21 protein-coding genes and 2 pseudogenes are annotated in these 24,809 nt (G+C 75.2%); 8 read left to right on the forward strand and 15 right to left on the reverse strand.

Annotated elements, in window-relative coordinates:
- The first annotated feature begins 58 nt into the window (after positions 1–58).
- Positions 59–886 (forward strand): tyrosine-protein phosphatase, encoded by an 828-nt coding sequence (locus GQS52_RS03725; protein WP_259370561.1) that lies wholly within the window; start codon positions 59–61, stop codon positions 884–886.
- Positions 887–946: 60 nt separating this feature from the next.
- Here GQS52_RS03725 and GQS52_RS27415 read toward each other — a convergent pair whose 3' ends face one another.
- The 13 genes and pseudogenes from GQS52_RS27415 to GQS52_RS03790 form a co-directional block, all read right to left on the reverse strand.
- Positions 947–1,177, reverse strand: coding sequence for a DUF6126 family protein (locus tag GQS52_RS27415; RefSeq protein WP_182311641.1), 231 nt, complete (start codon positions 1,175–1,177; stop codon positions 947–949).
- 120 nt (positions 1,178–1,297) lie between these two features.
- A complete protein-coding gene (locus GQS52_RS03735; protein ID WP_182311642.1) occupies positions 1,298–1,921 on the reverse strand; it encodes an XRE family transcriptional regulator in 624 nt (207 codons plus the stop codon).
- A gap of 129 nt (positions 1,922–2,050) precedes the next feature.
- A pseudogene (locus GQS52_RS03740) lies at positions 2,051–3,120 on the reverse strand (polyprenyl synthetase family protein).
- A complete protein-coding gene (gene hpnE, locus GQS52_RS03745; RefSeq protein ID WP_182311643.1) occupies positions 3,117–4,583 on the reverse strand; it encodes a hydroxysqualene dehydroxylase HpnE in 1,467 nt (488 codons plus the stop codon). The pseudogene GQS52_RS03740 and the gene hpnE overlap by 4 nt, the downstream one beginning before the upstream one ends.
- Positions 4,580–5,524: a presqualene diphosphate synthase HpnD gene (hpnD, locus tag GQS52_RS03750; RefSeq protein ID WP_182311644.1), complete on the reverse strand. Its 945-nt coding sequence runs from the start codon at positions 5,522–5,524 to the stop codon at positions 4,580–4,582. The genes hpnE and hpnD overlap by 4 nt, the downstream gene beginning before the upstream one ends.
- 62 nt (positions 5,525–5,586) lie before the next feature.
- Entirely contained in the window at positions 5,587–6,498 is a 912-nt protein-coding gene (gene hpnC, locus GQS52_RS03755) for a squalene synthase HpnC (protein WP_182311645.1), read from the reverse strand.
- A 374-nt stretch (positions 6,499–6,872) separates the two neighbouring features.
- Positions 6,873–7,685, reverse strand: coding sequence for an ABC transporter ATP-binding protein (locus GQS52_RS03760; RefSeq protein ID WP_182311646.1), 813 nt, complete (start codon positions 7,683–7,685; stop codon positions 6,873–6,875).
- A complete protein-coding gene (locus tag GQS52_RS03765; RefSeq protein ID WP_182311647.1) occupies positions 7,678–8,613 on the reverse strand; it encodes an ABC transporter permease in 936 nt (311 codons plus the stop codon). The genes GQS52_RS03760 and GQS52_RS03765 overlap by 8 nt, the downstream gene beginning before the upstream one ends.
- Before the next feature lie 99 nt (positions 8,614–8,712).
- Positions 8,713–9,557, reverse strand: a pseudogene (locus GQS52_RS03770) (glycosyltransferase).
- A gap of 44 nt (positions 9,558–9,601) precedes the next feature.
- Positions 9,602–10,381, reverse strand: coding sequence for a CDP-alcohol phosphatidyltransferase family protein (locus GQS52_RS03775; RefSeq protein WP_182311648.1), 780 nt, complete (start codon positions 10,379–10,381; stop codon positions 9,602–9,604).
- A complete protein-coding gene (locus GQS52_RS03780; protein WP_182311649.1) occupies positions 10,359–11,420 on the reverse strand; it encodes an iron-containing alcohol dehydrogenase family protein in 1,062 nt (353 codons plus the stop codon). The genes GQS52_RS03775 and GQS52_RS03780 overlap by 23 nt, the downstream gene beginning before the upstream one ends.
- Complete coding sequence (locus GQS52_RS03785) at positions 11,408–12,145, reverse strand: phosphocholine cytidylyltransferase family protein (RefSeq protein WP_182311650.1); 738 nt, start codon at positions 12,143–12,145, stop codon at positions 11,408–11,410. The genes GQS52_RS03780 and GQS52_RS03785 overlap by 13 nt, the downstream gene beginning before the upstream one ends.
- Positions 12,142–13,956: a DUF5941 domain-containing protein gene (locus tag GQS52_RS03790; protein ID WP_182316187.1), complete on the reverse strand. Its 1,815-nt coding sequence runs from the start codon at positions 13,954–13,956 to the stop codon at positions 12,142–12,144. Before GQS52_RS03790 ends, GQS52_RS03785 begins: the two co-directional genes overlap by 4 nt.
- A gap of 260 nt (positions 13,957–14,216) precedes the next feature.
- Between GQS52_RS03790 and galE the strand changes: the two genes are divergently transcribed.
- The 5 genes from galE to GQS52_RS03815 all read left to right on the forward strand — a co-directional run bounded on the left by galE (position 14,217) and on the right by GQS52_RS03815 (position 18,763).
- Entirely contained in the window at positions 14,217–15,188 is a 972-nt protein-coding gene (gene galE, locus GQS52_RS03795) for a UDP-glucose 4-epimerase GalE (protein WP_182311651.1), read from the forward strand.
- A 179-nt stretch (positions 15,189–15,367) separates the two neighbouring features.
- Positions 15,368–16,312, forward strand: a complete 945-nt coding sequence (locus GQS52_RS03800) for a cation diffusion facilitator family transporter (RefSeq protein ID WP_182311652.1) — start codon at positions 15,368–15,370, stop codon at positions 16,310–16,312.
- Positions 16,313–16,490: 178 nt separating this feature from the next.
- A complete protein-coding gene (gene idi / locus GQS52_RS03805; protein WP_182311653.1) occupies positions 16,491–17,099 on the forward strand; it encodes an isopentenyl-diphosphate Delta-isomerase in 609 nt (202 codons plus the stop codon).
- A gap of 170 nt (positions 17,100–17,269) precedes the next feature.
- The gene (locus GQS52_RS03810) at positions 17,270–18,052 is read left to right on the forward strand and encodes an enoyl-CoA hydratase-related protein (RefSeq protein ID WP_182311654.1); all 783 of its coding nucleotides are present in this window, start codon (positions 17,270–17,272) and stop codon (positions 18,050–18,052) included.
- 66 nt (positions 18,053–18,118) lie between these two features.
- On the forward strand, positions 18,119–18,763 hold the full coding sequence (locus tag GQS52_RS03815) for a hypothetical protein (RefSeq protein WP_182311655.1): 645 nt from the start codon (positions 18,119–18,121) through the stop codon (positions 18,761–18,763).
- Positions 18,764–18,865: 102 nt separating this feature from the next.
- Here the strand turns inward: GQS52_RS03815 and GQS52_RS03820 are convergent, their stop codons facing one another.
- Both GQS52_RS03820 and GQS52_RS03825 read right to left on the reverse strand, forming a co-directional pair.
- On the reverse strand, positions 18,866–20,065 hold the full coding sequence (locus tag GQS52_RS03820) for an MFS transporter (RefSeq protein ID WP_259371032.1): 1,200 nt from the start codon (positions 20,063–20,065) through the stop codon (positions 18,866–18,868).
- An 86-nt stretch (positions 20,066–20,151) separates the two neighbouring features.
- On the reverse strand, positions 20,152–21,546 hold the full coding sequence (locus GQS52_RS03825) for a GH1 family beta-glucosidase (protein ID WP_182311657.1): 1,395 nt from the start codon (positions 21,544–21,546) through the stop codon (positions 20,152–20,154).
- A gap of 88 nt (positions 21,547–21,634) precedes the next feature.
- Here GQS52_RS03825 and GQS52_RS03830 point away from each other — a divergent pair, with 88 nt between their 5' ends.
- Complete coding sequence (locus GQS52_RS03830; RefSeq protein ID WP_182311658.1) at positions 21,635–22,279, forward strand: TetR/AcrR family transcriptional regulator; 645 nt, start codon at positions 21,635–21,637, stop codon at positions 22,277–22,279.
- A 320-nt stretch (positions 22,280–22,599) separates the two neighbouring features.
- Positions 22,600–24,663 carry a discoidin domain-containing protein gene (locus tag GQS52_RS03835; protein ID WP_182311659.1) on the forward strand — a complete coding sequence of 688 codons (2,064 nt, stop codon included), beginning with the start codon at positions 22,600–22,602 and terminating at the stop codon, positions 24,661–24,663.
- The last annotated feature ends 146 nt before the right edge of the window (positions 24,664–24,809 follow it).

Below are 24,809 nucleotides of genomic sequence, written 5' to 3' on the forward strand. Positions count from 1 at the left end.
CGGCCGGTACGGCGGTGACGAGCACCGCCGGCCGCCCCGAGAGAGGCAAGGAGCGCCGGTGACCCAGCAGACGCCCGAGACCGCCCCGAGCGGGACCTTGACGACCGAGACCCTGCTGACCGGAGTGCGCAACTTCCGTGACGTGGGCGGCCTCCCGGCCGCCGACGGGCGCAGGGTCCGGCACGGACGGCTCTACCGCAGCGGCCACCTGGCCCACGCGACGGATGAGGACGCGGCGTTCCTGGCCTCGCTGAACCTGCACACCGTCTTCGACTTCCGCAACGCCGCCGACATCCGGCTCGAGGGGCCGGACGTCCTCCCCGAGGGCGTGGGCTACGTCAACATGCCGCTGTCCGACCCGGCGCAGGGGGCGGAGTTCTGGCGCGTCGTGCGCAACGGGGACATCGGGGCGCTGCGCGAGCAGCTCGCCGACGGCAGGGCGGTGCGGCGGATGGTCACCTCCTACCGCCACACGATCCTGCACCGCACCGCCGAGCACAGCAGGCTGCTGCACGCCCTGGCCGAGAACACCCTGCCCGCGCTGCTGCACTGCGCGGCGGGCAAGGACCGGGCGGGCCTGTCGGTGGCGGTCACCCTGATGGCGGTCGGCGTGGACCGCGAGGCGGTGGAGCACGACTACCTCGAGAGCAACGCCGTGCACCGCCGCTACGCGGTGCGGCGCGACGACGACGCCGAGCCGGCCACCACCCCGGAGGTCATGGAGCTGCTCAGCCCCCTGTTCGAGGCCCGCTCCGAGTACCTGGCCGAGGCGTTCCGCACCATCGACGAGACCTGGGGGACGGTGGACCGCTACCTCGGAGAGGGCCTCGGGGTCGCCCCCGCCACCCGGGAGCTGCTGCGCGAGCGGCTGCTCACCGAGGACTGACGGCCGCCCCGGGGGAACCGGCGCGGGGCCCGTCCGGCGGCGGACGGGCCCCGGCCAGGGCTACTGGGCGCCGAGCAGGTAGAAGATCGCGAAGAAGAAGAACACGATGAAGTGCACGGCCACCAGGTAGATGAAGACCCGCACGGTCATGCCCATGGGGGCCTTGTACTGCTCGTCCGACGCCGGGACCGGGCGGCCGGGCCGGGCGTCGGGGGCGGGGCGGGGGGCGGGCTGCCCGTCTGCGGGTTGCTGGTCTGCGGGGCGTTCGGCGCGGGCCGGTTCGACGGACACGGTGAGGGTTCCCTCCGGGTGGGCCGGCCTGGGCCGGGGTGCGGGCGGCAGGACCGTCCGGGCCGCCCCGGCCGGCGGGTGCGGGCGGGGCGGCGGACGCGGTCGGTGCGGGCGGGGTGGTCAGTGCGGGCGGCGGGGCGGGGTGCCGGCGCCCAGGCACAGCTCCGCCGTCCCGCTCTGCAGCAGGGTGTGGACGAACATGAAGTCGACGCCGTCGTGCGAGGCGGCGGTGAGGCGGTGCGGGGTCAGCGAGTCGTAGTGGGCCGCGTCCCCCGGTGCGAGTTCGTGGACCGCCTCGCCCAGCACCAGCCGCAGCCTGCCGCGGGTGACGCACAGCCACTCCTCGCCCGGGTGCACGCGCACGATGTCGCGCTGCGGGCCGGACGGGACGTGGACCCGCAGGGCCTGCATGGCGCGGCCGGGCCCGCCCGCGCGCCAGTAGGTCCAGCCGCCCGCGTCGGCGGCCTCCATCCGGTCGGCGCGGAGGACCGGTTCGGCCTCGGGGGCGGTCTCCCCCAGCAGGTCCGAGACGGTGGTGCCGTAGACCCGGGCGAGGGAGAGCAGGACGGGCAGGGAGGGCTGGCGCTGCCCGGTCTCCAGCCTGGACAGGTGGGCGGGCGAGAGGCCCACCCGCCGGGCGGCCGCTTCCAGGGTGACGCCGCCGCGCCGCCGCAGTTCGCGCAGCCGGGGCGCGACGGCGGGCAGCGGGTCGTGGGTCCCGGCGTCCTCCATGTGTGAGGTCATGCCTCCGGTATAGAGATTTTTTGCCCGAGAGGCAAGGTTCTTGCCTCTCGGGCAAAAACAGGAGGGACGCCCGGGCCCCGTCCGGGACCCGGGCCCCTGGGCCCCCGGTCCCCGGACGGGCGCCGTTCCCTACTTCTCCCGGACGACCACGAAGTCGGCCAGGGCCACCAGGTTGCGGCGCACCTGCTCGGGCATGTCGACCCGGTGCAGGGCCTCGATGGCCGTGGCGTGCTGGCGGCGGGCCTCCTCGGAGGTCCACTCCCGTCCGCCGGCCTTCTCGATCAGCGCGGCGCGGTGGGCGAACTCGGCCTCGTCCAGGTCGCCGTTCTCCGTCTCCTCGGCGTCGGCGGCCAGCAGCCGCGCCAGCTCCTCCGACGCCTCGCCGCCGGCTGCCAGCGCGGCGACGACGGGCAGGGACTTCTTGCGCTGCCGCAGGTCGGACCAGGTCTGCTTGCCGGTGGTGGCCGGCTCCCCCAGATGCCCAGCAGGTCGTCGACCGCCTGGAACGCCAGCCCCAGGTGGTGCCCGTAGTCCTCCAGGGCGTCGGCGACGGTGTCGTCGGCGCCGCCGAGGACCGCCCCGACCGAGACCGCGCAGGCCAGCAGCGCGCCGGTCTTGTTGCCCTCCATCTCCAGGCACTCCTCGACCGTGACCCGGTCGCGGTGCTCGTAGGAGATGTCCTGGGCCTGCCCGTCGATGAGCTTGCGGGCGGCGACGGTCAGGCGGCGCAGCGCGCGGGCTCCCTCGACGGTCCCCAGCTCCAGCAGCACCTCGTTGGCCAGGGCGAACAGGGCGTCGCCGACCAGGATGGCCTGGGCCGGGCCGTGCACCTTCCACACCGTGTCGCGGTGGCGGCGCTGCTCGTCGCCGTCCATCAGGTCGTCGTGCAGCAGGGAGAAGTTGTGCACCAGCTCCACGGCGACGGCGCCGGGGACGCCGACCTCGGGGGCGGCCCCGGCCGCCTCGGCGGACAGCAGGGCGAGCGCCGGGCGCACCGCCTTGCCGCCGTCGCCGTGCGCGGGGCGCCCGTCTGCGTCGATCCAGCCGAAGTGGTAGGCCGCCACCGCGTCCATGGGGGCCGCCAGCCGGGCCACGGCCTGCTTGAGCAGGGGCGTGGACAGGGTGCGTCCGCGTTCGAGGAGGGAAGCGACGCTTCTGTCCTCGAGGACCTCGGTCGCCTCGTCGTTGGCCGGACTCACGTTCTCTCCTCCTGCTGTGGGCACTGTGGTCGGGTCCGCGGGACGGCGTGCGCCTCCGCGGGCACCGGGCGGCCGGCGTCGGCCAGGGCGGCGCGGGCCGCCGCTGTTCCGCTGCGCACCGCCCCCTCCATGGTCGCGGGCCATCCGGTGTCGGTCCACGCGCCGGCCAGGTACAGGCCGGGCACGCGGGTACGGGCGGACGGGCGCAGCCGTCCCACGCCCGGCGCGGGGGCGAACGTGGCCGTCCGCTCCCGGGTGACGAAGAAGTCCCGCACGCCGGCGCTCCGGGCGGCGGGAAGGATGCGCTCCAGCTCGGGCAGGAACCGCTTCCGCAGCGCGGCGACGGGCAGGTCGACCAGGTCGTGGGCGGCGGACTGCGAGAGCACCAGGTACTGTCCCCCGCCGGCCAGGCCGGAGGAGGCGGTGCGGTCGAAGACCCACTGGACCGGGCTGCCCAGCACGGCGAGGAAGGGACTGCGCATCACCCGGCGACCGTAGACCACGTGCAGGTCCACGATGGGCGAAACACCGATCCCGGAGAGCCGCGCGGGGTCGTCGAGGGCGCCGGGCGGCAGCAGGGCGCGGGCCTGTTCCTGCGCCACGGCGAGCACCGCCGCGGTGCACGGCAGCCGGGCGCCGTCGGCCAGGACGACCTGCCGGGCGCCGTCCGGCCCCGGCTCGACCCCGGTCGCCCGGGTCCCGGTCAGCACCCGCACCCCCGCCCGCCGCAGGGCGGCGGCGGCCCGCTCGTCGTGCAGGTCGCCCAGCGGGGCGGTGGCCCAGCCGATGTCGGCGGCGCCGGGGTCGGACAGCAGACCGGTGCGGAAGACCATCGCGGCCAGGCCGAGCGAGACGTCCCGGGCGCGGGCGTTGAGCGTGGCCACGCCCACCAGGTCCCACAGCGCCTCGACCGCGCGCGGCGACTGCCCCTGCTCGCGCAGCCAGCTCGCGAAGTCCCGCCCGTCCAGTGCGGGGTCGGCCGGGTCCAGGCCCTTGAGGGCCCAGGCGGCGCGGGCGGCCCGCAGCCGCTCGACCGGCGACAGGTGGGGGTAGGAGGCGAGGCTGCCGGCCAGGTGCAGGGGCACCGGGAGGGCGGCGCGCCGCAGCCGCGCCGCTCGCGGCCCGCCGGGGGCCGCGACGTCCAGCACGGGCACGTCCAGGCGGTCCTGGAGGGTCACCAGGCCGGTGGCGCCGATGCGGTCCAGGAAGCCCAGGTAGGCGGTGCAGCAGCGCAGGAAGACGTGCTGGCCGTTGTCGACGGCCAGGTCGCCGCGGCGGAAGGAGAAGGCGAGGCCGCCCAGGCGGGGCCTGCCCTCGACCAGGGTCACCGCGAGTCCGGCGTCGGCGAGCTCCAGGGCGGCGGTGACGCCGGCCAGGCCGCCGCCGACCACCACCGCCGTGCGGTCCGCGGCGGCGGGGCGGGACGGGACGCCGCCGCCCGGGCGGGGCACGGGGGCGCTCATGCGCCTCCCCCGGCGGCCCCGGCGACCCGGCGGGCGTGCAGGCCGGTCAGGCCGCGCACGGCCACCAGCGCCTTCTCCCCCCCGGGGAGGGAGACGCGGCCGTGCAGCACCGCCTCGGGGTCGCGGGCGATGCGCACCAGCAGCCGGTGGTAGATGCCGGCCATCGCGGACACGCAGGCGCCGCTGCGCCGGTCCAGCATCGGCAGCAGCCGGAAGCCCTCCTCGAACAGCGCGTGGGCGCGCCGGGCCTGGAAGCGGACCAGCCCGGCGAAGTCGGCGCCCGGGGCGGGCAGCCCGCGGGCGAAGCCTTCGGCGCAGCCGAACCGGTCCAGTTCCTCGGACGGCAGGTAGGTGCGGCCGTTGGCGGCGTCCTCGCGCACGTCGCGCAGGATGTTGGTGAGCTGCAGGGCGAGGCCCAGGGTGTCGGCGTAGTGGTCGGCACGGTCCGCGTCGCGGGCGCCGGGCACGGTGCCGAAGACGCCGAGGGAGAGCCGGCCGATCGCCCCGGCCACGCAGCGGCAGTACTGCCGCAGCTCCTCCCAGGTGCGGTAGGTGGCGCCGCGCACGTCCATCAGCACGCCGTCGATGAGCTCGTCGAGGGCGCCCAGCGGCAGCGGGAAGGCGCCGGCCGCGTGGGCCAGGGCCACCGCGACCGGGTCGGTGTCGTCCTCGGCGACGGCCCCGGTGCGCACCCGCTCCAGCAGGTCGCGGCACCCCTGCAGCCGGGAGGCCTTCTCCTGCGCCTCCAGCGTCCCGTCGCCGATGTCGTCGACCCGACGGGAGAAGGCGTACAGCGCGGACATCGCCCGCCGCCGGGCGGTGGGCAGCAGCCGGATGCCGTAGGCGAAGTTGCGGGCCTGGCCGCCGGTGACCGCCTCGCAGTACCGGTAGGCCGCGAGGACCGGCAAGGAGACCGGCACCCCGGTCGCTGGAGCCTGCATCGGTGCGGCTCACCTCACTCTTTCGTGTCTGTGCGTCCGGCCCCGGTGCGCGGCCGGGGGTCTCAGCGTCGCGGTCCGCGCAGCGCGGCGGCCGCCTCCCGCACCAGGCGGGCCCTGGAGGCCCTGGGCGGCCCGGGCAGGGGGTCGTGGTCGGCGTCCTCCAGTGCGGCGAGCGCCGCGCGCCCCCCGGCGACGAAGCCGGCGAGCAGCAGCCGCAGGCGGCCGCGCACGCTGCCGACCAGGGGTGCGCCCGCGTCCAGCAGGGCACGGGCGCGGTCGGCCTCGAACCGCACCAGGTCGCGCACGGCGCGGCTGCCGGTGGGGCGGGCCAGGTCCGCCTCGGTGACGCCGAAGCGCTCCATGTCCTCGGCCGGCAGGTAGATCCGGCCGCGGGCGAGGTCCTCGGCCACGTCCTGGAGGTGCTCGGCGATCTGCAGGGCCGTGCAGATCTCGTCGGAGCGGCGCAGGCGTTCGGGGCTGGTGGTGCCGGTGATCGCCAGGACCAGCCGGCCGACCGGGTTGGCCGACAGGTCGCAGTAGGCGAGCAGGTCGTCCCAGGTGGCGTACCGGGTGGTGCGCTGGTCCTGCCGGTTCGCCTCGATCAGGGCGAGGAACGGCCCCGGGTCGAGGCGGTGGCGGAGCACGGTGGGCCGCAGGGCCCGCACCAGCGGGTGGCGGGGGCCACCGTCGGTACCGCCCGCGCCGTCGAAGGCACGGAGCAGGTCGCGCTCGATGGCGTCGAGGAGGGCGAGGCGGTCGTCCGCGGCGTCCCCGGGCACGCTCAGGAGGGCGGCGTCGCCGCGGCCGGGCGGCAGGTCGCCGTCGCCGGCGTCGTCGACGAGGCGGGCGCAGCCGTAGACGGCCATCAGGTCGTTGCGCCAGGCGGCCGGCAGGAAGAAGGGGGCCACGGGGAAGTTCTCCCGGGCGGCCTTGTCGAGCACGGCGCGCGAGGACGCGTCCGTCCGCGCGGTCACCGCGTGCGTCCGGGGGTCGGGGCCGTGGGCGGCCGGGCGGGCGGTTCGGGGGCCCGGCGGGAGGCGGTGGACATGGCCGTCACCTCACCCGTTCTACACCGATAGCCGCACGTTCACCGCCGCGGGCACGCCGCCGCCGCGTCCTTGCGCCCCCGCCCTGGACCGGGATCCCCGCGCTCGGCGGTGGTGCGCCGGGCGTACGCCGGACGGGTGCCGGTACAGCTTACGTCGGCCGCGGACGGCCCCGTGCACGGGGGCGTTCCGGCGGCGGGAGCGGAGGGGCGCCCGGCGGCGGGTGGCGGGGAACGCGGCGGCGGCCGCGCCCGGGGTCCGGGTGCGGCCGCCGCCGGTGCGTACGGGCGGGGAGGGCCGGGCTACTTGCCGGTCTCCTTCTCGTACGCCTTGAGGACCTCGTCGGTGGGGCCGTCCATGACCAGGGTGCCCTTCTCCAGCCACAGCACCCGCTCGCAGGTGTCCCTGATCGACTTGTTGTTGTGGCTGACGAGGAAGACCGTGCCGGCCTCCTTGCGCAGCTCCCGGATGCGGGCCTCGGAGCGCTTCTGGAACTTGCGGTCGCCGGTGGCCAGCGCCTCGTCGATCATCAGCACGTCGTGGCTCTTGGCCGCCGCGATGGAGAACCGCAGGCGGGCCGCCATGCCGGAGGAGTAGGTGCGCATGGGGAGGGAGATGAAGTCGCCCTTCTCGTTGATCCCGGAGAAGTCGACGATGTCCTGGTACTTGGCCCGGATCTCCTCCTGGGACATGCCCATGGCCAGGCCGCCGAGGATGACGTTGCGCTCGCCGGTCAGGTCGTTCATCAGGGCGGCGTTGACGCCCAGCAGCGAGGGCTGGCCGTCGGTGTAGACCTTGCCGCTCTCGGCGGGGAGCAGGCCTGCGACGGCCTTGAGCAGGGTGGACTTGCCCGAGCCGTTGGTGCCGATCAGGCCGATGGCCTCGCCCCGGTAGGCGACGAAGCTGACGTCCTTGACCGCGTGCACCTCGCGCACGTTCGGCGACTTCTGGCGGCGCACGATGCGGCGGAGCGCGGCGACCGCGTTGCCCTTGCCGCCGCCGCCGTGCACCCGGTAGACCACGTTGAGCCGGTCGGCGACGACCGTGGGCACCCGGGCCCCGACGGCCGTGCCCGCGGCCGTCGAGGCCTCGGTGACAGCGCTCTGCTCAGCCACGACCGTAACTCTCCTCAGCCTTCCAGAAGAACAAGAAGCCTCCGATGCCCGCGACCAGCGCCCAGCCCACGGCGACCGCCCACACGTGCGGGGGCAGCTCGTTGCGGCCGAAGCTGTCGATGAGTGCGAAGCGCACCAGGTCTATGTAAACGGCTGCCGGGTTCAGCTCGAGCAGCAGGTGAACGATCCACGGCAGGTCGTGCTTCTCCAGGACCGCCCGGATGCTGTAGAAGACGCCGGACGCGTACAGCCAGGTGCGCAGGATGAACGGCATCAGCTGGGTCAGGTCGGTCATCTTGCTGCCCAGGCGGGCCATGCCGAGCGCCAGGCCGACGTTGAAGACCGACTGCAGCAGCAGCGCCGGGACGATCAGCAGCCACGACCAGGCGGGCACCTCGCCGGTGAACAGCACGATCACCAGCATCACGGCCATCGAGATCAGCAGCTGCTGGAGCTGCATGAGGGTGAAGGCGACCGGCAGCGAGGCCCGCGGGAAGTGCAGTGCCCTGATCAGCCCGAGGTTCCCCGAGATCGCCTTCACCCCGGCGAGCACCGAGGACTGGGTGAAGGTGAAGATGAAGATGCCGATGATCAGGTACGCGACGTAGTTCTCGATACCGCGTTTGCTCCCCAGCAGCACGCCGAAGATCAGGAAGTAGACGGCCGCGTTGAGCAGCGGCGTCATGACCTGCCACAGCTGGCCCAGGCGCGCGTTGGTGTACTGCGCGGTGACCCGGGCGCTGGCGTAGGCCCTGATGAAGTGCCTGCGCCCCCACAGCTGGCGGACGTACTCCGCCAGCCCCGGGCGGGCGCCGCTCACGGAGAGGCCGTACTTCTCCGCCAGGGCGGCCGGGCTCAGACCGTCGTCGGGCGACGTCACCGGCGACGCGGCCGCCGTGGCCGCGTCGCCGTGCGTTGTATCGCTCACAGTTGACACTTTCGTCCTCGTGGGGGCGCTGCCGGGGTCGGCCCCTCGGTGCGCCGATGCTCTCAGATCGGTGCGCCGATGCTCTCAGACCCGCGGTTGTCAGATGACGGGAGGGCGGCCGAGGCGGGTGAGCCGCCAGACCGTGCGCCACCTCATGGGCCTGCGCGGCCCGCAGGGGGTGGTCCACCCCTCCCGGAACCCGCCCAGCCAGGCCCGCAGTGCGGCCCCGGAGGGCCTGCGCAGCAGGGTGAGCAGGATCCAGGTACCAAGGTACGCGGGCACGAGGAGGGCGGGGAGGTTCCTGCGGGCGAGCCAGACCCGGTTGCGGGCCACCATGCGGTGGTAGACCGCGTGCCGGGACGGCGCCGTGGTGGGGTGGTGCAGCACCATGTCCGCGCGGTAGTCGATGGCCCAGCCGGCGTCGAGGGCCCGCCAGGCCAGGTCGGTCTCCTCGTGCGCGTAGAAGAAGTCGTCGGGCAGCCCGCCGACCTCGGCGAACACCTTGGTGCGCACGGCGTTGGCGCCGCCGAGGAAGGTGGTCACCCGCGAGGAGCGCATCGGGTCCGAGGCGCGCAGCCGCGGCACGTGGCGGCGCTGGGTGACCCCGGTGTCGGGGTCGGCGATGCGGAAGCTGATGATGCCGAGCTCCGGGTCGGCGGCGAAGGCCTGCCGGCACAGTTCGGCGGTGTCGGTGCGGGGCAGCAGGCCGTCGTCGTCGAGGAACAGCAGGATGTCCACCTCGCTGCCGCCCGGGCCGAACGCCTCGATGCCCACGTTGCGCCCGCCGGGGATCCCGAGGTTCTCGGGCAGCTCCACGATCCGCACCCCGGGGGGACGTCGGGCACGGGCGCCCCGTTGCCGACGACGACCACCTCGACCCGGTCGCCCTCCTGCGCGGCGACCGAGTCGAGCAGCGCCCGCAGCTCGTCGGGGCGGTTGCCCATGGTGATGACGACCGCCCCGACCTTCAGCGGGGTCTCCCGGCCGCTCACTTGAGCCTGCTCGAGGCGAGGACGGACACCAGGTGCAGCAGCGTCTGCAGGAGTGCGATGCCGGCCAGCACGGCGACGCCGAGCCGGGAGAAGAACAGGTCCCCCCGGACCGCGTCCGCGACCGCCAGGACCAGGATGAGCAGGGACGCCTCGATCCCGAGGACCAGCCGGTGGAACTTCAGCGCCGCCGCGGCCCTGCGGGCCAGCGCCAGGCCGGACGAGCGCGGCTCGGACGCCGCCTCCTGCACCGGCGGCAGTCCGCCCTGGTGGCGGGCCACGCCGACGAGGTCGGTCTCGGCCTTGATCAGGACCGCCCCGAGGGCGGCGAGGGTGCCGAGGAAGGCCCACAGCCAGTCGATCCGGCCGGAGCCCCACAGGTCGGCGGCGCGCAGGCCGAAGCCGACCAGCACCGCGGCGTCGGTCAGGTAGGCGCCGACGCGGTCCAGGTACACCCCGCCCAGGGAGAACTGCTTCTTCCAGCGGGCGACCTCGCCGTCGACGCAGTCCAGCAGCAGGTACAGCTGGACCGCCAGCACGCCGAGCACGGCGCCCGCGATCCCCGGCACCAGAAGGGCCGGGGCCGCGAGGACGCCGCAGACGGTCATCAGGTAGGTCAGCTGGTTGGGCGTGACCCGGGTGTTCACCAGGTGCCGGTCCACGCGCAGCGAGAGTTCGCGCATGTAGAGCCGGCCGGCCCAGTGCTCACCGCTCCGCCGGTCCTTCACGCCCGGGGGGTGAACGACCGGCCGGAGTTCAGCTACCGATGGCTTTGGCATAGTCGGCGTAAGCGTCCCTGATCTGGTCGGTGGAGAGGTTGAGGTGCTCGAGGATGGTGTAGCGGCCGGGCCGGGTCTTCGGAGCGAACTCCACGACCTGCACGAACTCCTCCGCGGTGAACCCGATCTCCTCCGGCAGCACCGGCAGCCCGTGGCGGTGCAGCACCTCGGCCATGAACGCCGCCTCCTCGTGCGCACCGCGCAGGTGCATCGCGAAGGCCGCGCCCAGGCCGCACTGCTCGCCGTGGCTGGCCGCGCGCTTGGGGAAGAGCAGGTCGAAGGCGTGGTTGATCTCGTGGCAGGCACCGGAGGCCGGGCGGCTGTCGCCGGCCACCGACATCGAGATGCCGGTGAGGACGAGGCCCTCGGCCAGCACCTGGAGGAACCCGTCGTCGCCGACGCCGCCCGGGTGCCGCAGCACCGCCTCGCCGGCCTGGCGCGCCATGGCGGCGGCCAGTCCGTCGATCTGCTCGCCGTTGACCTTGTGCGACAGCTCCCAGTCCGCGACGGCGGAGATGTTGGAGAGCGCGTCCCCGATGCCGGAGCGCACGAACCGCACCGGGGCCTCGCGGATCACGTCGAGGTCGATGACGACGGCGATCGGGTTGGGCACGCCGTACGAGCCGCGGCCGGCGTCGTTGTCGAGGGTGGCGACGGGCGAGCACAGGCCGTCGTGCGAGAGGTTGGTCGCCACGGCGACCAGCGGCAGGCCGATGCGGGCCGCCGCGAACTTCGCGCAGTCGATGATCTTGCCGCCGCCCAGGCCGACGACGGCGTCGAAGTGGCCGGACTTCATCGCGTCGGCCAGCTTGATCGCGTCGTCGAGGGTGCCGCCGCCCACCTCGTACCACTGGGCGCCGGGCAGGGCCGGGGCGAGCCGCTCGCGCAGCACCGCCCCGGAGCCGCCGCTGATCGCGACGGCGAGTTTGCCCGAGGCGGAGATGCGCTGGTCGGCCAGGACGGCCCCGAGGTCCTCCAGCGCACCGGCCCGGATGTCGACGACGACCGGCGAGGGAATGAGCCGGGTCAGTACTGGCACGCGATCTCCCGGCCCTTGGCGAGGTCGTCGTGGTTGTCGATCTCGACCCACTTGACGTCGCCGATCGGCGCGGTGTCGATGGTGAAGCCGCGGTCGACCAGCTCCTGGTAGCCGTCCTCGTAGTAGAGGTCGGGGTCCCGCTCGAAGGTGGTCTTCAGCGCGTCGGCGAGCGCCTCGGCGGCCTCCGGCTCGATGAGGGTGACGCCGATGTACTCGCCGGTGGCCTCGGACGGCTCCATCAGCTTGGTGATGCGCCGCACGCCCTTGTCCGGGTCGGCGACGACCTTCATCTCCTCGTCGGCGAGCTTCTTGACCGTGTCCAGGGCCAGGATGATCTTCTGCCCCTTGCCGCGGGCGGCCAGCAGGGTCTTCTCGACCGAGACCGGGTGCACGGTGTCGCCGTTGGCGAGGATCACGCCGCGGGAGAGGACGTCGCGGGCGCACCACAGGGAGTAGGCGTTGTTCCACTCCTCGGCCTTGTCGTTGTCGATCAGGGTGATCGACAGGCCGTACTTGGCCTCCAGGGCCTCCTTGCGGGCGTACACCGCCTCCTTGCGGTAGCCGACGACGATCGCGACCTCGGTGAGGCCGACCTCGGCGAAGTTGGCCAGGGTGAGGTCGAGCACGGTGGTCTCGCCGTCGACCGGCACCAGGGCCTTGGGCAGGGTGTCGGTGTAGGGGCGCAGACGCCGTCCGGCGCCGGCCGCCAGCACGAGGCCGATCATTGGGGTTCTCCTGATTCGTCGTGTACCGCGGGTGCAGCTGAGGACACCCAGAAGCGGATGCTCTCGGTGAGCACCGCGAGAGCCAGCGCCCCGGCGAGGACCGCAAGGGCGAGGGTGAGGACGGTTCCGTGCCCGAGGGTCAGCGCGACCACCGCGGTGACCAGCAGCGCACGTCCCTCGTGGCCGCCGATCGCCCGCACCAGCCACACCGGGGGCGCGCCGGTACCACCGCGGATGCGGTAGACCGTGTCGTAGTGATGGTAGGCGACGGCCGCAACCAGTCCGAAAGCAGCCGGTAGCGCTCCGTTCACCTCCGAGCGGGCCGCGAGCACCAGGACGGTGGTGTACTCGGCGGTCCGGAAGAGCGGGGGCGCCAGCCAGTCCAGCCGCCCGTCGAGCGGCCGGGAGACCGCCGCGCCCGACAGGAGGGCATAGCCGCCCGCGGCCGCCACCGCCCACCACGAGCCGGTTCCGGTGAGGAGGACGGTCAGCAGCAGCGCCGCGGTTCCCGCCGCCGCCCACACCGGGGCGGGGACGGCCCGGGGGGCCGGCACGCGGGCGACCGCCGCGGCGACCGGGCCGGTGTCGGCCAGGTCCGCCAGGGCGCGGGCCGCCTCGGGGGTACGGGGGGTCCTGCGGTTCACCGAGCGCAGCACCCGGCCGGCGGTGGTGTAGCAGGCGGCCAGCGCGCCGGCGGCGAGCAGCACGGTGAAGGTGGTGCGCGGGGTGGTCAGGGCGGCCAGCACGGCGATCATCAGCCAGCGCTCGCCGATCGGCAGGACGACCATGCGGCGCAGCCACACGGTCCAGCCGACCTTGTCCAGGCGGGCGGACAGCGCAGCGGCCGGGCTCGCCCCGGGGCCCTGCGGCCCGGCGGGCCCGGGGCCGGCCCCGCCGGCGGCCGCGGCGGGGCGGTCCGCCTCGTTGAAGGAGAAGTCGACCACGTGCCGGCAGGTCTGCAGGACCATGGCGCCCAGCGCCAGCGCCCACACGTCGTCCCCGCCGCGGGCGGCGCCCAGCGCCAGGCCCGCGTAGTAGGCGTACTCCTTGGCCCGGTCGAAGGTGGCGTCCAGCCAGGCGCCCAGCTTGGAGTACTTCAGCGCGTAGCGGGCCAGCTGGCCGTCGGTGCAGTCCAGCACGAAGGAGGCCATCAGCAGCACGCCGGAGACGGCGAAGCCGGTGCGGGTGCCGGTGGCCGCGAAGCCCGCGGCGACGAGGGCGACCAGCAGGGAGGCCGTGGTGACCTGGTTGGGGGTGAAGCCCCGGCGGGCGCACCAGCGCGCCAGGTACTTCGAGTAGGGGCTGACCAGGAAGGTGGTGGTGAATCCGTCGCGGGCCTTGACCGCGCTGCGCAGCCGCACCTTCTCCCCGTCGACCGCGGCGACGGCCCCCTCCGCCTCGGCCCGGGACGGGCCGTCGGCGGGGACGCCGGCGACCAGCACGCCCAGCTCGGGGCGGCGCGGGACGACGCCCTCGGCCTCGACGAAGTCCACCAGCACGTCGGGCAGCACGGCCCCGGCGCGGACGACGGCCGCCTCCAGGGCCGGGCGGGCGACCGGGTCCACGACCAGCACGCCGGGTGCGGCGGAGGCGGTGAACCGGGGGTCGGCCAGGGTGAGCCGCAGGGCGTGCAGGTGGCCGACGAAGCGGCGGTCCACCACGGCGACGCGCCCGCGCGCGGGTGCCGCGGCGATCCGCTCGCGCAGCTCGTCGGGTCCGGCGGCCCCGACGACGTCGTAGCCCAGTGAGCGCAGGTCGTCCTCGAGCGGGGACTCCGCGACCGGGGGGCCGGTGAGGATTGCGGTCGACAGACGAACTCACTCCCAAGGAATGTTCCGGGCTCCACTGCGGGCACCGGGGTTCTTCCTCGAACCACGGCGGCGCACCGCCGCCCGCGCAGCTCCCCCGATCAGGCCCGCGGGCATGTCGGGAGAGGTTATCGGATGCCCGCAGACGTGTTCACCGCCCGTTCACCGGGGCGGGCCCTGCGGCATGATCATCATGGCCGACCCCGGGCGCGGCGACAAACGGCCCCGGAGGGCCGGGAGGGGGCGGGGATAGGCTGCCGGGCATGACATGGATGGTTACTGGGGGAGCCGGCTACATCGGGGCGCACGTGGTGCGCGAGATGACCGCCGCCGGGGAGTCCGTGGTCGTCTACGACGACCTGTCGTCGGGGTCGGCGGACCGGCTGCCCGGGGACGTCCCGCTGGTCGTCGGCTCGGTGCTGGACCGCGGGCGCCTCGACGCCGCGATCTCGGACCACCGGGTGAGCGGCGTGGTGCACGTCGCGGCGAAGAAGCAGGTCGCCGAGTCCGTCGAGAAGCCGCTGCTGTACTACCGGGAGAACGTGCAGGGCCTGCAGACCCTGCTGGAGGCGTGCGCGGCGGCCGGGGTGGCCCGGTTCGTCTTCTCCTCCTCCGCCGCCGTCTACGGCATGCCGGACGTGGACCTGGTCACGGAGGACACCCCGTGCGCCCCGGTCAACCCCTACGGGGAGACGAAGCTGGCCGGCGAGTGGCTGGTCCGGGCTGCCGGGCGGGCCCACGGCATCGGCACGGTCTGCCTGCGGTACTTCAACGTGGCCGGCACCGCGGCCCCCGAGCTCGCCGACACCGGGACGACCAACCTGGTGCCCGCGGTGCTGCGGCGGCTGGCCGCCGGCGAGGCCCCGGTGATCTTCGGCGACGACTACCCGACGCCGGACGGCACCTGCGTGCGCGACTACATTCACGTCTCCGACATCGCATCCGCACATCTCGCGGCGGCCGGGCGCCTCGTCCGCACCGGTGCGCAGACCGACCTGGTCCTCAACATCGGGCGCGGGGAGGGCGTCTCCGTGCGGGAGATGACCGAGCTGATCTCCGAGGTCACCGGGGGCACCGGGCCCGCGGCGGTGGTGGCCCCGCGCCGCGCGGGGGACCCGGCCCGGGTGGTCGCCTCGGCCGCGCTGATCGGCCGCGAGCTGGGCTGGTCCGCCCGCCACGGGGTGAAGGAGATGGCGGAGTCCGCCTGGGAGGCCATGAGCCGGCGCCGGGCGTGATCCGCCGGGCGTGACCCGCCGCCCGGTGCACGCGGCCGGGCGCACCCGGCGGAGTGCATATGACAACGGTCACCAGTGCTGAGTTGCCCTCTTTCCTCCCCCGTTGTTCACTGGGCCGCGTCAACGGCCGCCGCCGCCCGGCTGCGGCACGTCCGGGCCCTTCGGAGAGGACGGCGGCGATGGGGGCAGGTCACGCGCACGGGCACGGCCACACGCACGGCCGGGGCCCGGGCGGCACCGCCGCGGCCGCCTACCGGGGGCGACTGGTCGCCACGCTGTGCATCACGGTCGGCATCCTCGCGGTGGAACTGGTCGGCAGCATGCTGACCGGTTCCCTGGCGCTGCTCGCCGACGCCGGCCACATGGCCACCGACGCGGCCGGCGTGGGCATGGCGCTCGTCGCGATCCACTTCGCCTCCCGCCCCGCCGACGACCGCCGCACCTTCGGCCTCGCCCGGGCCGAGATCCTGGCCGCCGTGCTCAACGCCCTGATCCTGTTCGGCATGGGCGGCTACATCCTGGTCGAGGGGGTGCGGCGGCTGATCGCCCCGACCGCGATCGACGCCGGCCCGACGGTCGTGGTCGCCCTGGTCGGCATGGCGGCGAACATCGTCTCGCTGGCGCTGCTGATGCGCGGGCAGCGCGAGAGCCTGAACGTGCGGGGCGCGTTCCTGGAGGTGGCGGCGGACGCGCTGGGCTCGGCCGCGGTGGTGGTCGCGGCCGTGGTGGTGATGCTGACCGGCTGGCAGCGGGCCGACCCGCTCGCCTCCCTCGCCATCGGGCTGCTGATCGTCCCGCGCACCTGGAAGCTGCTGACCGAGGCGGTGAACGTCCTGCTGGAGGCCGCCCCGAAGGACGTCGACCTGGCGCTGGTGCGCAAGCACATCCTCGGCATCGACGGGGTGGAGGACCTGCACGACCTCCACGTGTGGACCATCACCTCCGGGCGCCCGGTGCTGTCGGTGCACGTGGTGGTGAGCCCGGACGTCCTCCACGAGACCGGGTACGCCAAGCTGCTGCACGAACTGCAGGACTGCCTGGGCGGGCACTTCGACGTGGAGCACTGCACCTTCCAGCTGGAGCCGGGCGGCCACGCGGAGCACGAGGCCGGCCTCTGCCACTGACCGCGCCGCCCACCTGCACCTGCACCTGGGCCGGGGCCGGGGCCGGGGCCGGGGCCGGTCACACGATCGGACCGCGCCCTGCCCCGGTTCGATCACGCGGGCGAGGGCGGGTGAGGCACACTGGGGGCGTTTGCCGCCGAAAACGAACAGCTGCACACCGACCTCCCCAAGGATGCCCATGCCGACCAGTCCTGCCCGCGGCCCCGCAGGTTCCTCGCTCACCGTCCCCTCCGACGGGGCCCCCGACGAGATCCTGCTGGAGCTGGTCGACGAGTCCGGTCGCACCGTCGGCACGGCCGAGAAGCTCTCCGCCCACCTGGCGCCGGGCATGCTGCACCGGGCGTTCTCGGTGTTCCTGTTCGACGACCGGGGCCGGTTGCTGCTGCAGCGCCGCGCGCTGGGCAAGTACCACTCCCCCGGCGTGTGGTCCAACACCTGCTGCGGGCACCCCTACCCCGGGGAGGCCCCGTTCGTCGCGGCCGCGCGCCGCACGGCCGAGGAGCTGGGCGCGGCACCCGCGGCGCTGGCCGAGGCCGGCACCGTGCGCTACAACCACCCCGACCCCGCCTCCGGCCTGGTGGAGCAGGAGTACAACCACCTGTTCGTCGGCCGGGCGCCCGCGCGGCTGCTCCCCGACCCGGAGGAGATCGAGGAGACGGCGTTCGTCACCCCCGGGGAGCTGGCCGCGCTGCGCGGGCGGGCCGTCTTCTCCGCCTGGTTCGCCACCGTGCTGGACGCGGCGCGCCCGGCCGTGCGCGAGCTGACCGGAGCCGGATCCGGCTGGTGAGCCCGCGGGAACCCGGGATCCGGGGGCCCGGGTCCCGGGTTCCCGCGGGGACGGCCGGGGCGGCCGCCGGGCGGTGCGCGGCCCCCGGATAGGCTCCCCGCGCACGTCCGACGACCCCGGCCGCACCGCGGCCCGCACCGCGCCGCCCCCGGGCGGAAGGAGACCCCACGATGCCCTCCGAGCCCGGCCTCCTGCTGGAGACCTCCGGCCGCACCGCCACGGTGACCATCAGCAACCCCGCCAAGCGCAACGCGATGACCACGGCCATGTGGCGCGCCCTGCCGCCCCTGCTGGAGCGGCTCGCCGCCGACCCGCAGGTGCGGTCCGTGGTCCTGACCGGAGCCGGGGGCACGTTCTGCGCCGGGGCGGACATCGGCTCGCTGCGGGCCTTCGCCGAGGGCTCCGCGGACGACGACCCGCAGGCCGCCGCCGTGGAGGCCGAGGAGGCCCTGGCCGCGTTCCCCAAGCCCACGCTCGCGAGCATCCGCGGTTTCTGCGTGGGCGGGGGGTGCCAGCTGGCCGCGGCGTGCGACCTGAGGTTCGCCGCGCCGGGGGCCCGCTTCGGGGTGACCCCCGCCCGGCTGGGCATCGTCTACCCGGCCTCCTCCACCCGCAGGCTCGCCTCCCTGGTCGGCCCCTCGGCCGCGAAGTACCTGCTGTACTCGGCCGAACTGGTCGACGCGGAGCGGGCCCTGCGCACCGGTCTGGTCGACGAGGTGCTGGCCGACGACGAACTGGACCGCCGTGTCGAGGAGTTCACCGGCATCCTGGCCGGACGCTCGCTGCTGACGCAGGCTGCGGCGAAGGAGTTCACCGCGCTGGCCGCGGACGGCGCGGACGACCCGGAGCGGGTCGGGGAGTGGTCCCGCACGGCCCGTGCGGCCGGCGACGCCGAGGAGGGCGTCGCCGCCTTCCTCGAACGCCGCACACCCCGCTTCACCTGGAGCGGCTGACCGGCCGGGCGGCCCCGGCGGGCGCGACTGGACAAGCGGCGCCCGGGGGCGGAATGATCCCTTGCCATGGCCGACCGCTTCCCCGACATACGCCCGGAAAGCCCTGTGGCAGGGAGCGTCCTGAATCCCACACAGGTGGTCCCGGGCCCCAGGCCCGTCGAGCCCGCCGAGGCCTCGGCGGCCACTCTGATCACCGGTGAGGTCGTGGGTCCCCGCCACGCCCGCCCCTCCGGGTCCCGGCACGCCGCGGCCGGTGCCGCCGGGCTGCTCGCCGCGGGCGCCATGGCGGGACTGTCCCTGCTCAACACCTCCCAGCCGTCCGACGTCACCACCGCCCGCGAGGCCGGGGCCGCGGAAGTGGTCCCGGGCGAGGGGAGCGCCGGGGCGCCCGCCGCGCCGGCCCAGGTCCTCGCGGCCCCGGGCGACGAGCCGCTGCAGGTCGCGCAGATCCCGGCGCCCGCCGCGCCGGCGCAGGCCGCCGCAGCCCCCGCCGCCCCCGCGGCCGCACCCGCCCAGGAGGGCAACCGCGGCAGGCACGCCCGGCCGGACGGCCCCTGGGACTCCGGCGACTGGCAGGAGGCCGTGCACCGGGCGGTCAGCGCCGGCCAGCAGTACCGCGAGGAGACCGGCCGGCACCGCGGCGGCGGCCGGCACGGCGGGGGCTTCGGGCACGGGGGCTTCGGGCACGGGGGCTTCGGCGACGGTTTCTGACCGGCTCCGGCCGGGGCCGCCGATCTCCTCTCCCCCTCCCCTTCCTTTCCGATCCCCCTCCCGCGCCGTTGCCGCCCACGGGGGCGGCGCCCGGCGCGGCCGTCAGCGGACGCCGCGGATCCTGCCGACCAGGAGCCCGCCCGCAACGGTCACCGCGGCCGCCGCCACGTACAGACCCGGGTAGCCGCCGGCGTGGGCGACGACGGGCGCCGCGAGGGCCGGTGCGAGCACCTGGGGGCCGGAGTTGGCGATGTTGATGACGCCGAGGTCCTTGGCCCGGTCGGCGGCGGCCGGGAGCACCTGGGTGACCAGGGCCTGGTCGACGGCGAGGTAGACGCCGAACCCCGCGCCGAGGACGGCGGCCGCCGCCATGACCGCGGGCCAGTCGCTGGCGAGGGCGAGCATCAGGGCCGCGGCGGCCATGACGGCGCAGCACCCCGCGACGAAGACCTTGCGGCGGCCCAGGCGGTCGGAGGCGGCACCGGCCGGGACCGCCGTGCACACCGCCGCACCGGTGTACAGCAGGGTGAGCACCAGTACACCGGTGTCCGGGTCGGCCAGGCGCACCTCGTCGGCCAGGTAGTACAGCAGGTACAGCGTCCCGAGGGCGTTGCCGAGGTTGACCAGGAAGCGGCTGAGCCACGCCCACGCGAAGTCGGGGTGGCGGCGCGGGCTCACCCACAGGACGGCCGCCGGGGCGCGCAGGCGCGGCGGCGGGCGGAGCCCGCGGGGCGGGGGCGGCTCGGGGAGGCCGAGGACGTACGGGGCGGCGAGGGCCACCGTCAGCCCGGCGACCAGCAGGTAGCCGGCCCGCACCCCGTCCACGGCCGTGGTGACGAGCAGCGCGCCGAGCACCAGGCCGAGCGGCTGCATGACGCCGGTCCAGCCGGACACCGCGGCGCGCTGCCCGAGGGGCACCCGGTCGGCGACCGGGGCGGTCACCCCGGCGAGCATGGCGTTGAGTCCGGCCTGGGCCAGGCACCACCCGGCGGTGATCCCGGGCACGGTCTGCTGGAACGAGGTGAGGACGAGGCCGGCGGCCCCGGCGAGCGCGCCTCCGGCGATCCACGGCCGGCGGCGTCCGAAGCGGCTCGTCGTGCGGTCGGACAGGGCGCCCGCCAGCGGGTTGGCCACCAGGGCCACCAGGGCGCCGAATCCGGTGACCCACGCCAGGGCGGACTCCTTGGACCCGGCGTCGAGGGCCGCGAGCTGCCGGGGCAGCAGGATCTGGATGGGGGTGAAGAACGCCGTGAAGACGCCCAGGTTCGCCAGCGCGAGTCCCGCGGTCCAGCGGCCGCCCACCCGTTCCCGCGGCGCGTCGGGCGCGTCGGGCGCGCCGTCGGCGGCGGGCGGCCGCGACCCTCCGCCGGGCGGGACGCGGGTGCTGCTCACCGGGGCGCCGGGGCGTCCGCGCGGGCCGTGCGGGTCGCGCGGTGGGCGGCGACGAGGTCGCGGTACCAGGCAAAGGATTCCTTGGGCGTGCGGGCCTGGGTGGCGTGGTCCACGTGCACCAGGCCGAACCGCTGGTGGTAGCCCTCGGCCCACTCGAAGTTGTCGGTCAGCGTCCACACGAAGTAGCCGCGCACGTCCACGCCGGCCCGGACCGCCTCGGCCACCGCGCGCACGTGCCCGTCCAGGTAGGCGATGCGGCGGGGGTCGGCGACCCTGCCGTCCGCCGCGGTGTCCGGCAGGGAGCAGCCGTTCTCGGTGACGAACACCGGCGGCAGGGCGTCCCCGTAGCGGTCCTTCAGGCCGGTGAGCAGCTCGGTGAGGCCCTCGGGGACGACGGGCCAGCCGAAGGCGGTGCGTTCGTACTCCTCGGCGCCGGGGGCCGCGGCGGCCTCGGCGAAGGGCAGCCCGGGAGTGTCGGGGGCCGTGATCCAGGTGGGGTTGTAGTAGTTGACGCCCAGTCCGTCGAGCGGGGCGGAGACGGTCTCGAGGTCGCCGTCGCGCACCGCGCCCCGCAGGTCCTCCCCGGCCCCGAAGGCCGACAGGTCGGGGTAGCGGCCCAGCAGGACGGGGTCGTTGAAGAGGCGGTTGTGCAGCGCGTCGTACGCCTGCGCCGCCGCGCGGTCCTGCGGCGAGGGGCCCGCCGGCCGCACCGGGGTGCAGTTGTTGACCAGCATCACCTCTCCCGCCCCCGCCCCGCGCAGCGCGGCCGCGGCCCGGCCGTGGGCGAGCAGCTGGTGGTGGGCCGCGGGCAGGGCGTCGAGCATCAGCGCGCGGCCGGGCGCGTGCACCCCGAGTGCGTATCCGAAGGCCATGTGGACGAAGGGCTCGTTGAGGGTGATCCACCGCCCGACGCGGTCCTTCAGCCGGGCCGCCACCAGCTCCGCGTAGTCGGCGAACCGGGCGGCGGTGTCCCGGTTCAGCCAGCCGCCCGCGTCCTCCAGCTCCTGCGGCAGGTCCCAGTGGAAGAGGGTGGGCACCGGGGTGATGCCGTGCTCCAGCAGCGCGTCGGTGAGCCGGTCGTAGAAGCCGAGGCCCCGGGGGTCGGCCGGGCCGGAGCCGGACGGCTGGACGCGCGGCCAGGCGATCGAGAAGCGGTACGCGTCCACGCCCAGGTCCGCCAGGAGCGCCACGTCCTCGGGCCAGCGGTGGTAGTGGTCGCACGCGACCGCGGCGGTGTGGCCGTCGCGGACCGCGCCGGGCCGTGCGGCGAAGGTGTCCCACACCGAGGGGCCCCGGCCGTCCTCGCCGACCGCTCCCTCGACCTGGTAGGCGGAGGAGGCGACGCCCCACAGGAAGTCGCCGGGCAGGCGGTGGCGGACCGGACGGGTCATGGCGTACTCCTCACCGGACGGGCGAACATGAGCAGGGCTCACACTTGACGGTTCGCCAACCGTACGCCCGATCGGGCACAGTTGCACCGTGCGGAACCAGAACGATGCGGCGGAGTCCGGTCCCCCGCGGGGCGGCCCCCTGCGGCGCGAGCCCGTGCAGCGGCGCAGCGCCGAGCGGGTGGAGCGGATCGTCGACGCCTGCGCGGCCCTGCTGGACGAGACGGGGTACGCGGCGCTGACCACGAAGGAGGTGGCGCGCCGGGCCGGTGTGCCGATCGGCACCCTCTACCAGTTCTTCTCCGGCAAGGACGCGCTCCTCGGCGCGCTGGCCCGGCGCAACCTGGACCGCTACCTCGACCGCCTCGCCCGGCGGGCGGAGGCCGAGGCCCCGAAGGACACCGCGGCGGTCGTGGACCTGGCCGTCGAGGAGTTCGTCGCCATGCGGCGCTCCGTGCCGGGCTTCGCCGTCGTGGACTTCGGCGCGGTAGGCCTGCAGGACGCCGCCCGGCTGCTCGACGCGGCCGCGGACGACAACTCCACCGTCGCCGGGCGGCTGTGGGTGCTCGCCCGGGACCTGGGCGGCCCGCACGTCACGCCGCTGGCCGTCCGCGTGGCACTGGAGGCCGGCGAGGCCGTGCTCAGGCTCGCCTTCGCGGCCGACGAGGACGGCGACCCCGCGCTGATCGCGGAGTGCAAACGCCTGCTGCGCGCCTACCTGGGCGCGGGGACCTAGTCGGGCGGGGGCCCGGCCGGGCGCGGGGGCTTGACCGGGCGAGGGGCCCGGCCGGGCGCGGGGCCCGGCCGGGCGCGGGGCCCGGCCGGGCGCGGGGCCCGGCCGGGTCGTGCGTCCCGGGCCCTTGACGCGGAAGGCGGCGGTGGCGATCCTCGGGGGACTCGGCACGAAAACATGAATGACCGTCATGTTCCAGATCCACGAAAGCCGTCCGGGGCACCCGGCCGGAAGGCGGCCGCCGCGCGCGGGCGGACCGCCCGGCGGCCGCAGCCCGCACCGCACCCCCACCGGATCCGAGCCCAGCGCACCGAAGGTGTGACATGACCAGACACGCACTGCGCCCCCGCGTCACGACCGCCGTCGTGACGCTGGTCCTCGCCCTGGCCGCGGCCCTCCTGGGCGCGGGCACCGGCTCCCCCGCCCGCGCCGACGGCGGCTGGTGGGACCCCGCCGACCGGCCCGGGCCCGACTCGCAGATCAACGTCGCCGGCGAACCCTTCCGGGGAACCGGGCCCGACGGCACGGTGCGCGGGTTCGTCGACGCGCACAACCACCTGATGTCCAACGAGGGGTTCGGCGGGCGCATCATCTGCGGGAGGACGTTCTCCGAGAAGGGCGCCCCCGAAGCCCTGAAGGACTGCCCCGAGCACTACCCGGACGGCTCGCTCGCCCTGTTCGAGAACGTCACCGGCGGCGCGGACGGACACCACGACCCCGTCGGCTGGCCCACCTTCCGCGACTGGCCCGCCCACGACTCCCTCAGCCACCAGCAGAACTACTACGCCTGGGTGGAGCGGGCCTGGCGCGGCGGCCAGCGGATCCTCGTCAACGACCTCGTCACCAACGGCCAGTTGTGCGCCCTCTACCCGTACAAGGACCGCGGCTGCGACGAGATGGAGTCCGTCCGGCTCCAGGCGCGGGAGACGTACCGTCTCCAGGACCACATCGACCGGATGTACGGCGGCGCGGGCAAGGGCTGGTTCAGGATCGTCACCGACGCCGGACAGGCCCGCGAGGTCGTCGCCCGGGGCAAGCTGGCCGTCGTCCTCGGGGTCGAGACCTCCGAGCCGTTCGGCTGCAAGCAGGTCCTCGACGTCGCGCAGTGCGACAGGGACGACATCGACCGCGGCCTGGACGAGCTGTACGACCTCGGCGTGCGCAGCATGTTCCTGTGCCACAAGTTCGACAACGCGCTGTGCGGCGTCCGCTTCGACGAAGGCACCACCGGCACGGCGGTCAACATCGGCCAGTTCCTGTCGACCGGCACCTTCTGGACCACGCAGAAGTGCACCGGCCCGCAGCACGACAACCCCGTCGGCGCGGCGGCGCCCGCCGAGGCCGCGGCCCTGCTGCCCGAAGGGGTGCAGGTCCCCTCGTACGACGCGGACGCCCGGTGCAACGTGCGCGGGCTGACCGGGCTCGGCGAGTACGCGCTCCGGGGCATGATGAAGCGCAACATGATGCTGGAGATCGACCACATGAGCGTCAAGGCCGCGGGCCGGGCCCTCGACATCCTGGAGTCCGAGGCGTACCCGGGCGTGATCTCCAGCCACAGCTGGATGGACGAGCAGTGGACCGGGCGGCTCTACCGCCTCGGCGGCTTCGTCGCCCAGTACGCCCACTCCGCCGAGGACTTCGTCGAGGCGGGCCGCCGCGACGCGGCGCTGCGCGACGCCCACGGCGCCGGCTACGCCTACGGCACCGACATGAACGGCGTCGGCGGGTGGCCGGCCCCCGTGGGCGAGGACGCCCCCAACGCGGTGCGGTACCCGTTCCGCAGCGCCGACGGCGGCGCGGTCCTGGACCGCCAGGTCACCGGCGAGCGCACCTGGGACCTCAACACCGACGGCCTGGCGCACAACGGCCTCGTCCCGGACTGGATCGAGCAGATGCGCCTGAGCGGCGGGCAGGACGTCGTGGACGACCTCTCCCGGGGCGCCGAGTCCTACCTCGGCACCTGGAGGGCGACCGAACGCCACCGGCCCGCCGCGGACCTGGCCGCCGGCGTCCCGGCCACCGCCAGCTCCTCGGAGTCCAACCCCTTCACCGACTACGGGCCCGCCCGGGCCGTCGACCGCGACCGGAACACCCGCTGGGCGAGCGACTGGAGCGACGACCAGTGGCTGCGGCTGGACCTGGGGGCCGTGCGCACCGTCGACCGGGTCACCCTGGACTGGGAGCGCGCCTACGCCAGGGGGTACCGCGTCGAGGTGTCGGCCGACGGCGCCGACTGGCGGACCGTGTGGTCCACGACCGCGGGCGACGGCGGGCTCGACACCGCCTCGTTCGCCGCCGTGCCCGCCCGCTACGTGCGGGTGCACGGCACCGAACGGGGCACGAAGTACGGCTACTCGCTCCACGAGGTCGGCGTCTTCGGGAGGTGACCGCCCGGGAAGCCCTTTCGGGGCCTCCCGGAGGGCCCTTCCGGGTCCCGACGACAGCCCCGTCCCAAGACCCCGTCCCACGGCCCCGTCCCACGGCCCCGTCCCGCCCTCCCGGCGGGACGGGGCCGTCCGGGTGCCCGGACGCG

The sequence above is a fragment of the Streptomyces sp. SCUT-3 genome (assembly GCF_014083985.1).
GTDB lineage: Bacteria > Actinomycetota > Actinomycetes > Streptomycetales > Streptomycetaceae > Streptomyces_H > Streptomyces_H thermolineatus.

What these genes read in the sequence shown, in the direction of transcription:
- GQS52_RS03735 (WP_182311642.1), bottom strand. Translation starts at nt 1,921, where the DNA reads ATGACCTCACACATGGAGGACGCCGGGACCCACGACCCGCTGCCCGCC.
- hpnE (WP_182311643.1), bottom strand. Translation starts at nt 4,583, where the DNA reads ATGAGCGCCCCCGTGCCCCGCCCGGGCGGCGGCGTCCCGTCCCGCCCC.
- hpnD (WP_182311644.1), bottom strand. Translation starts at nt 5,524, where the DNA reads ATGCAGGCTCCAGCGACCGGGGTGCCGGTCTCCTTGCCGGTCCTCGCG.
- GQS52_RS03775 (WP_182311648.1), bottom strand. Translation starts at nt 10,381, where the DNA reads ATGCCAAAGCCATCGGTAGCTGAACTCCGGCCGGTCGTTCACCCCCCG.
- GQS52_RS03785 (WP_182311650.1), bottom strand. Translation starts at nt 12,145, where the DNA reads ATGATCGGCCTCGTGCTGGCGGCCGGCGCCGGACGGCGTCTGCGCCCC.
- galE (WP_182311651.1), top strand. Translation starts at nt 14,217, where the DNA reads ATGACATGGATGGTTACTGGGGGAGCCGGCTACATCGGGGCGCACGTG.
- GQS52_RS03800 (WP_182311652.1), top strand. Translation starts at nt 15,368, where the DNA reads ATGGGGGCAGGTCACGCGCACGGGCACGGCCACACGCACGGCCGGGGC.
- idi (WP_182311653.1), top strand. Translation starts at nt 16,491, where the DNA reads ATGCCGACCAGTCCTGCCCGCGGCCCCGCAGGTTCCTCGCTCACCGTC.
- GQS52_RS03810 (WP_182311654.1), top strand. Translation starts at nt 17,270, where the DNA reads ATGCCCTCCGAGCCCGGCCTCCTGCTGGAGACCTCCGGCCGCACCGCC.
- GQS52_RS03815 (WP_182311655.1), top strand. Translation starts at nt 18,119, where the DNA reads ATGGCCGACCGCTTCCCCGACATACGCCCGGAAAGCCCTGTGGCAGGG.
- GQS52_RS03825 (WP_182311657.1), bottom strand. Translation starts at nt 21,546, where the DNA reads ATGACCCGTCCGGTCCGCCACCGCCTGCCCGGCGACTTCCTGTGGGGC.
- GQS52_RS03835 (WP_182311659.1), top strand. Translation starts at nt 22,600, where the DNA reads ATGACCAGACACGCACTGCGCCCCCGCGTCACGACCGCCGTCGTGACG.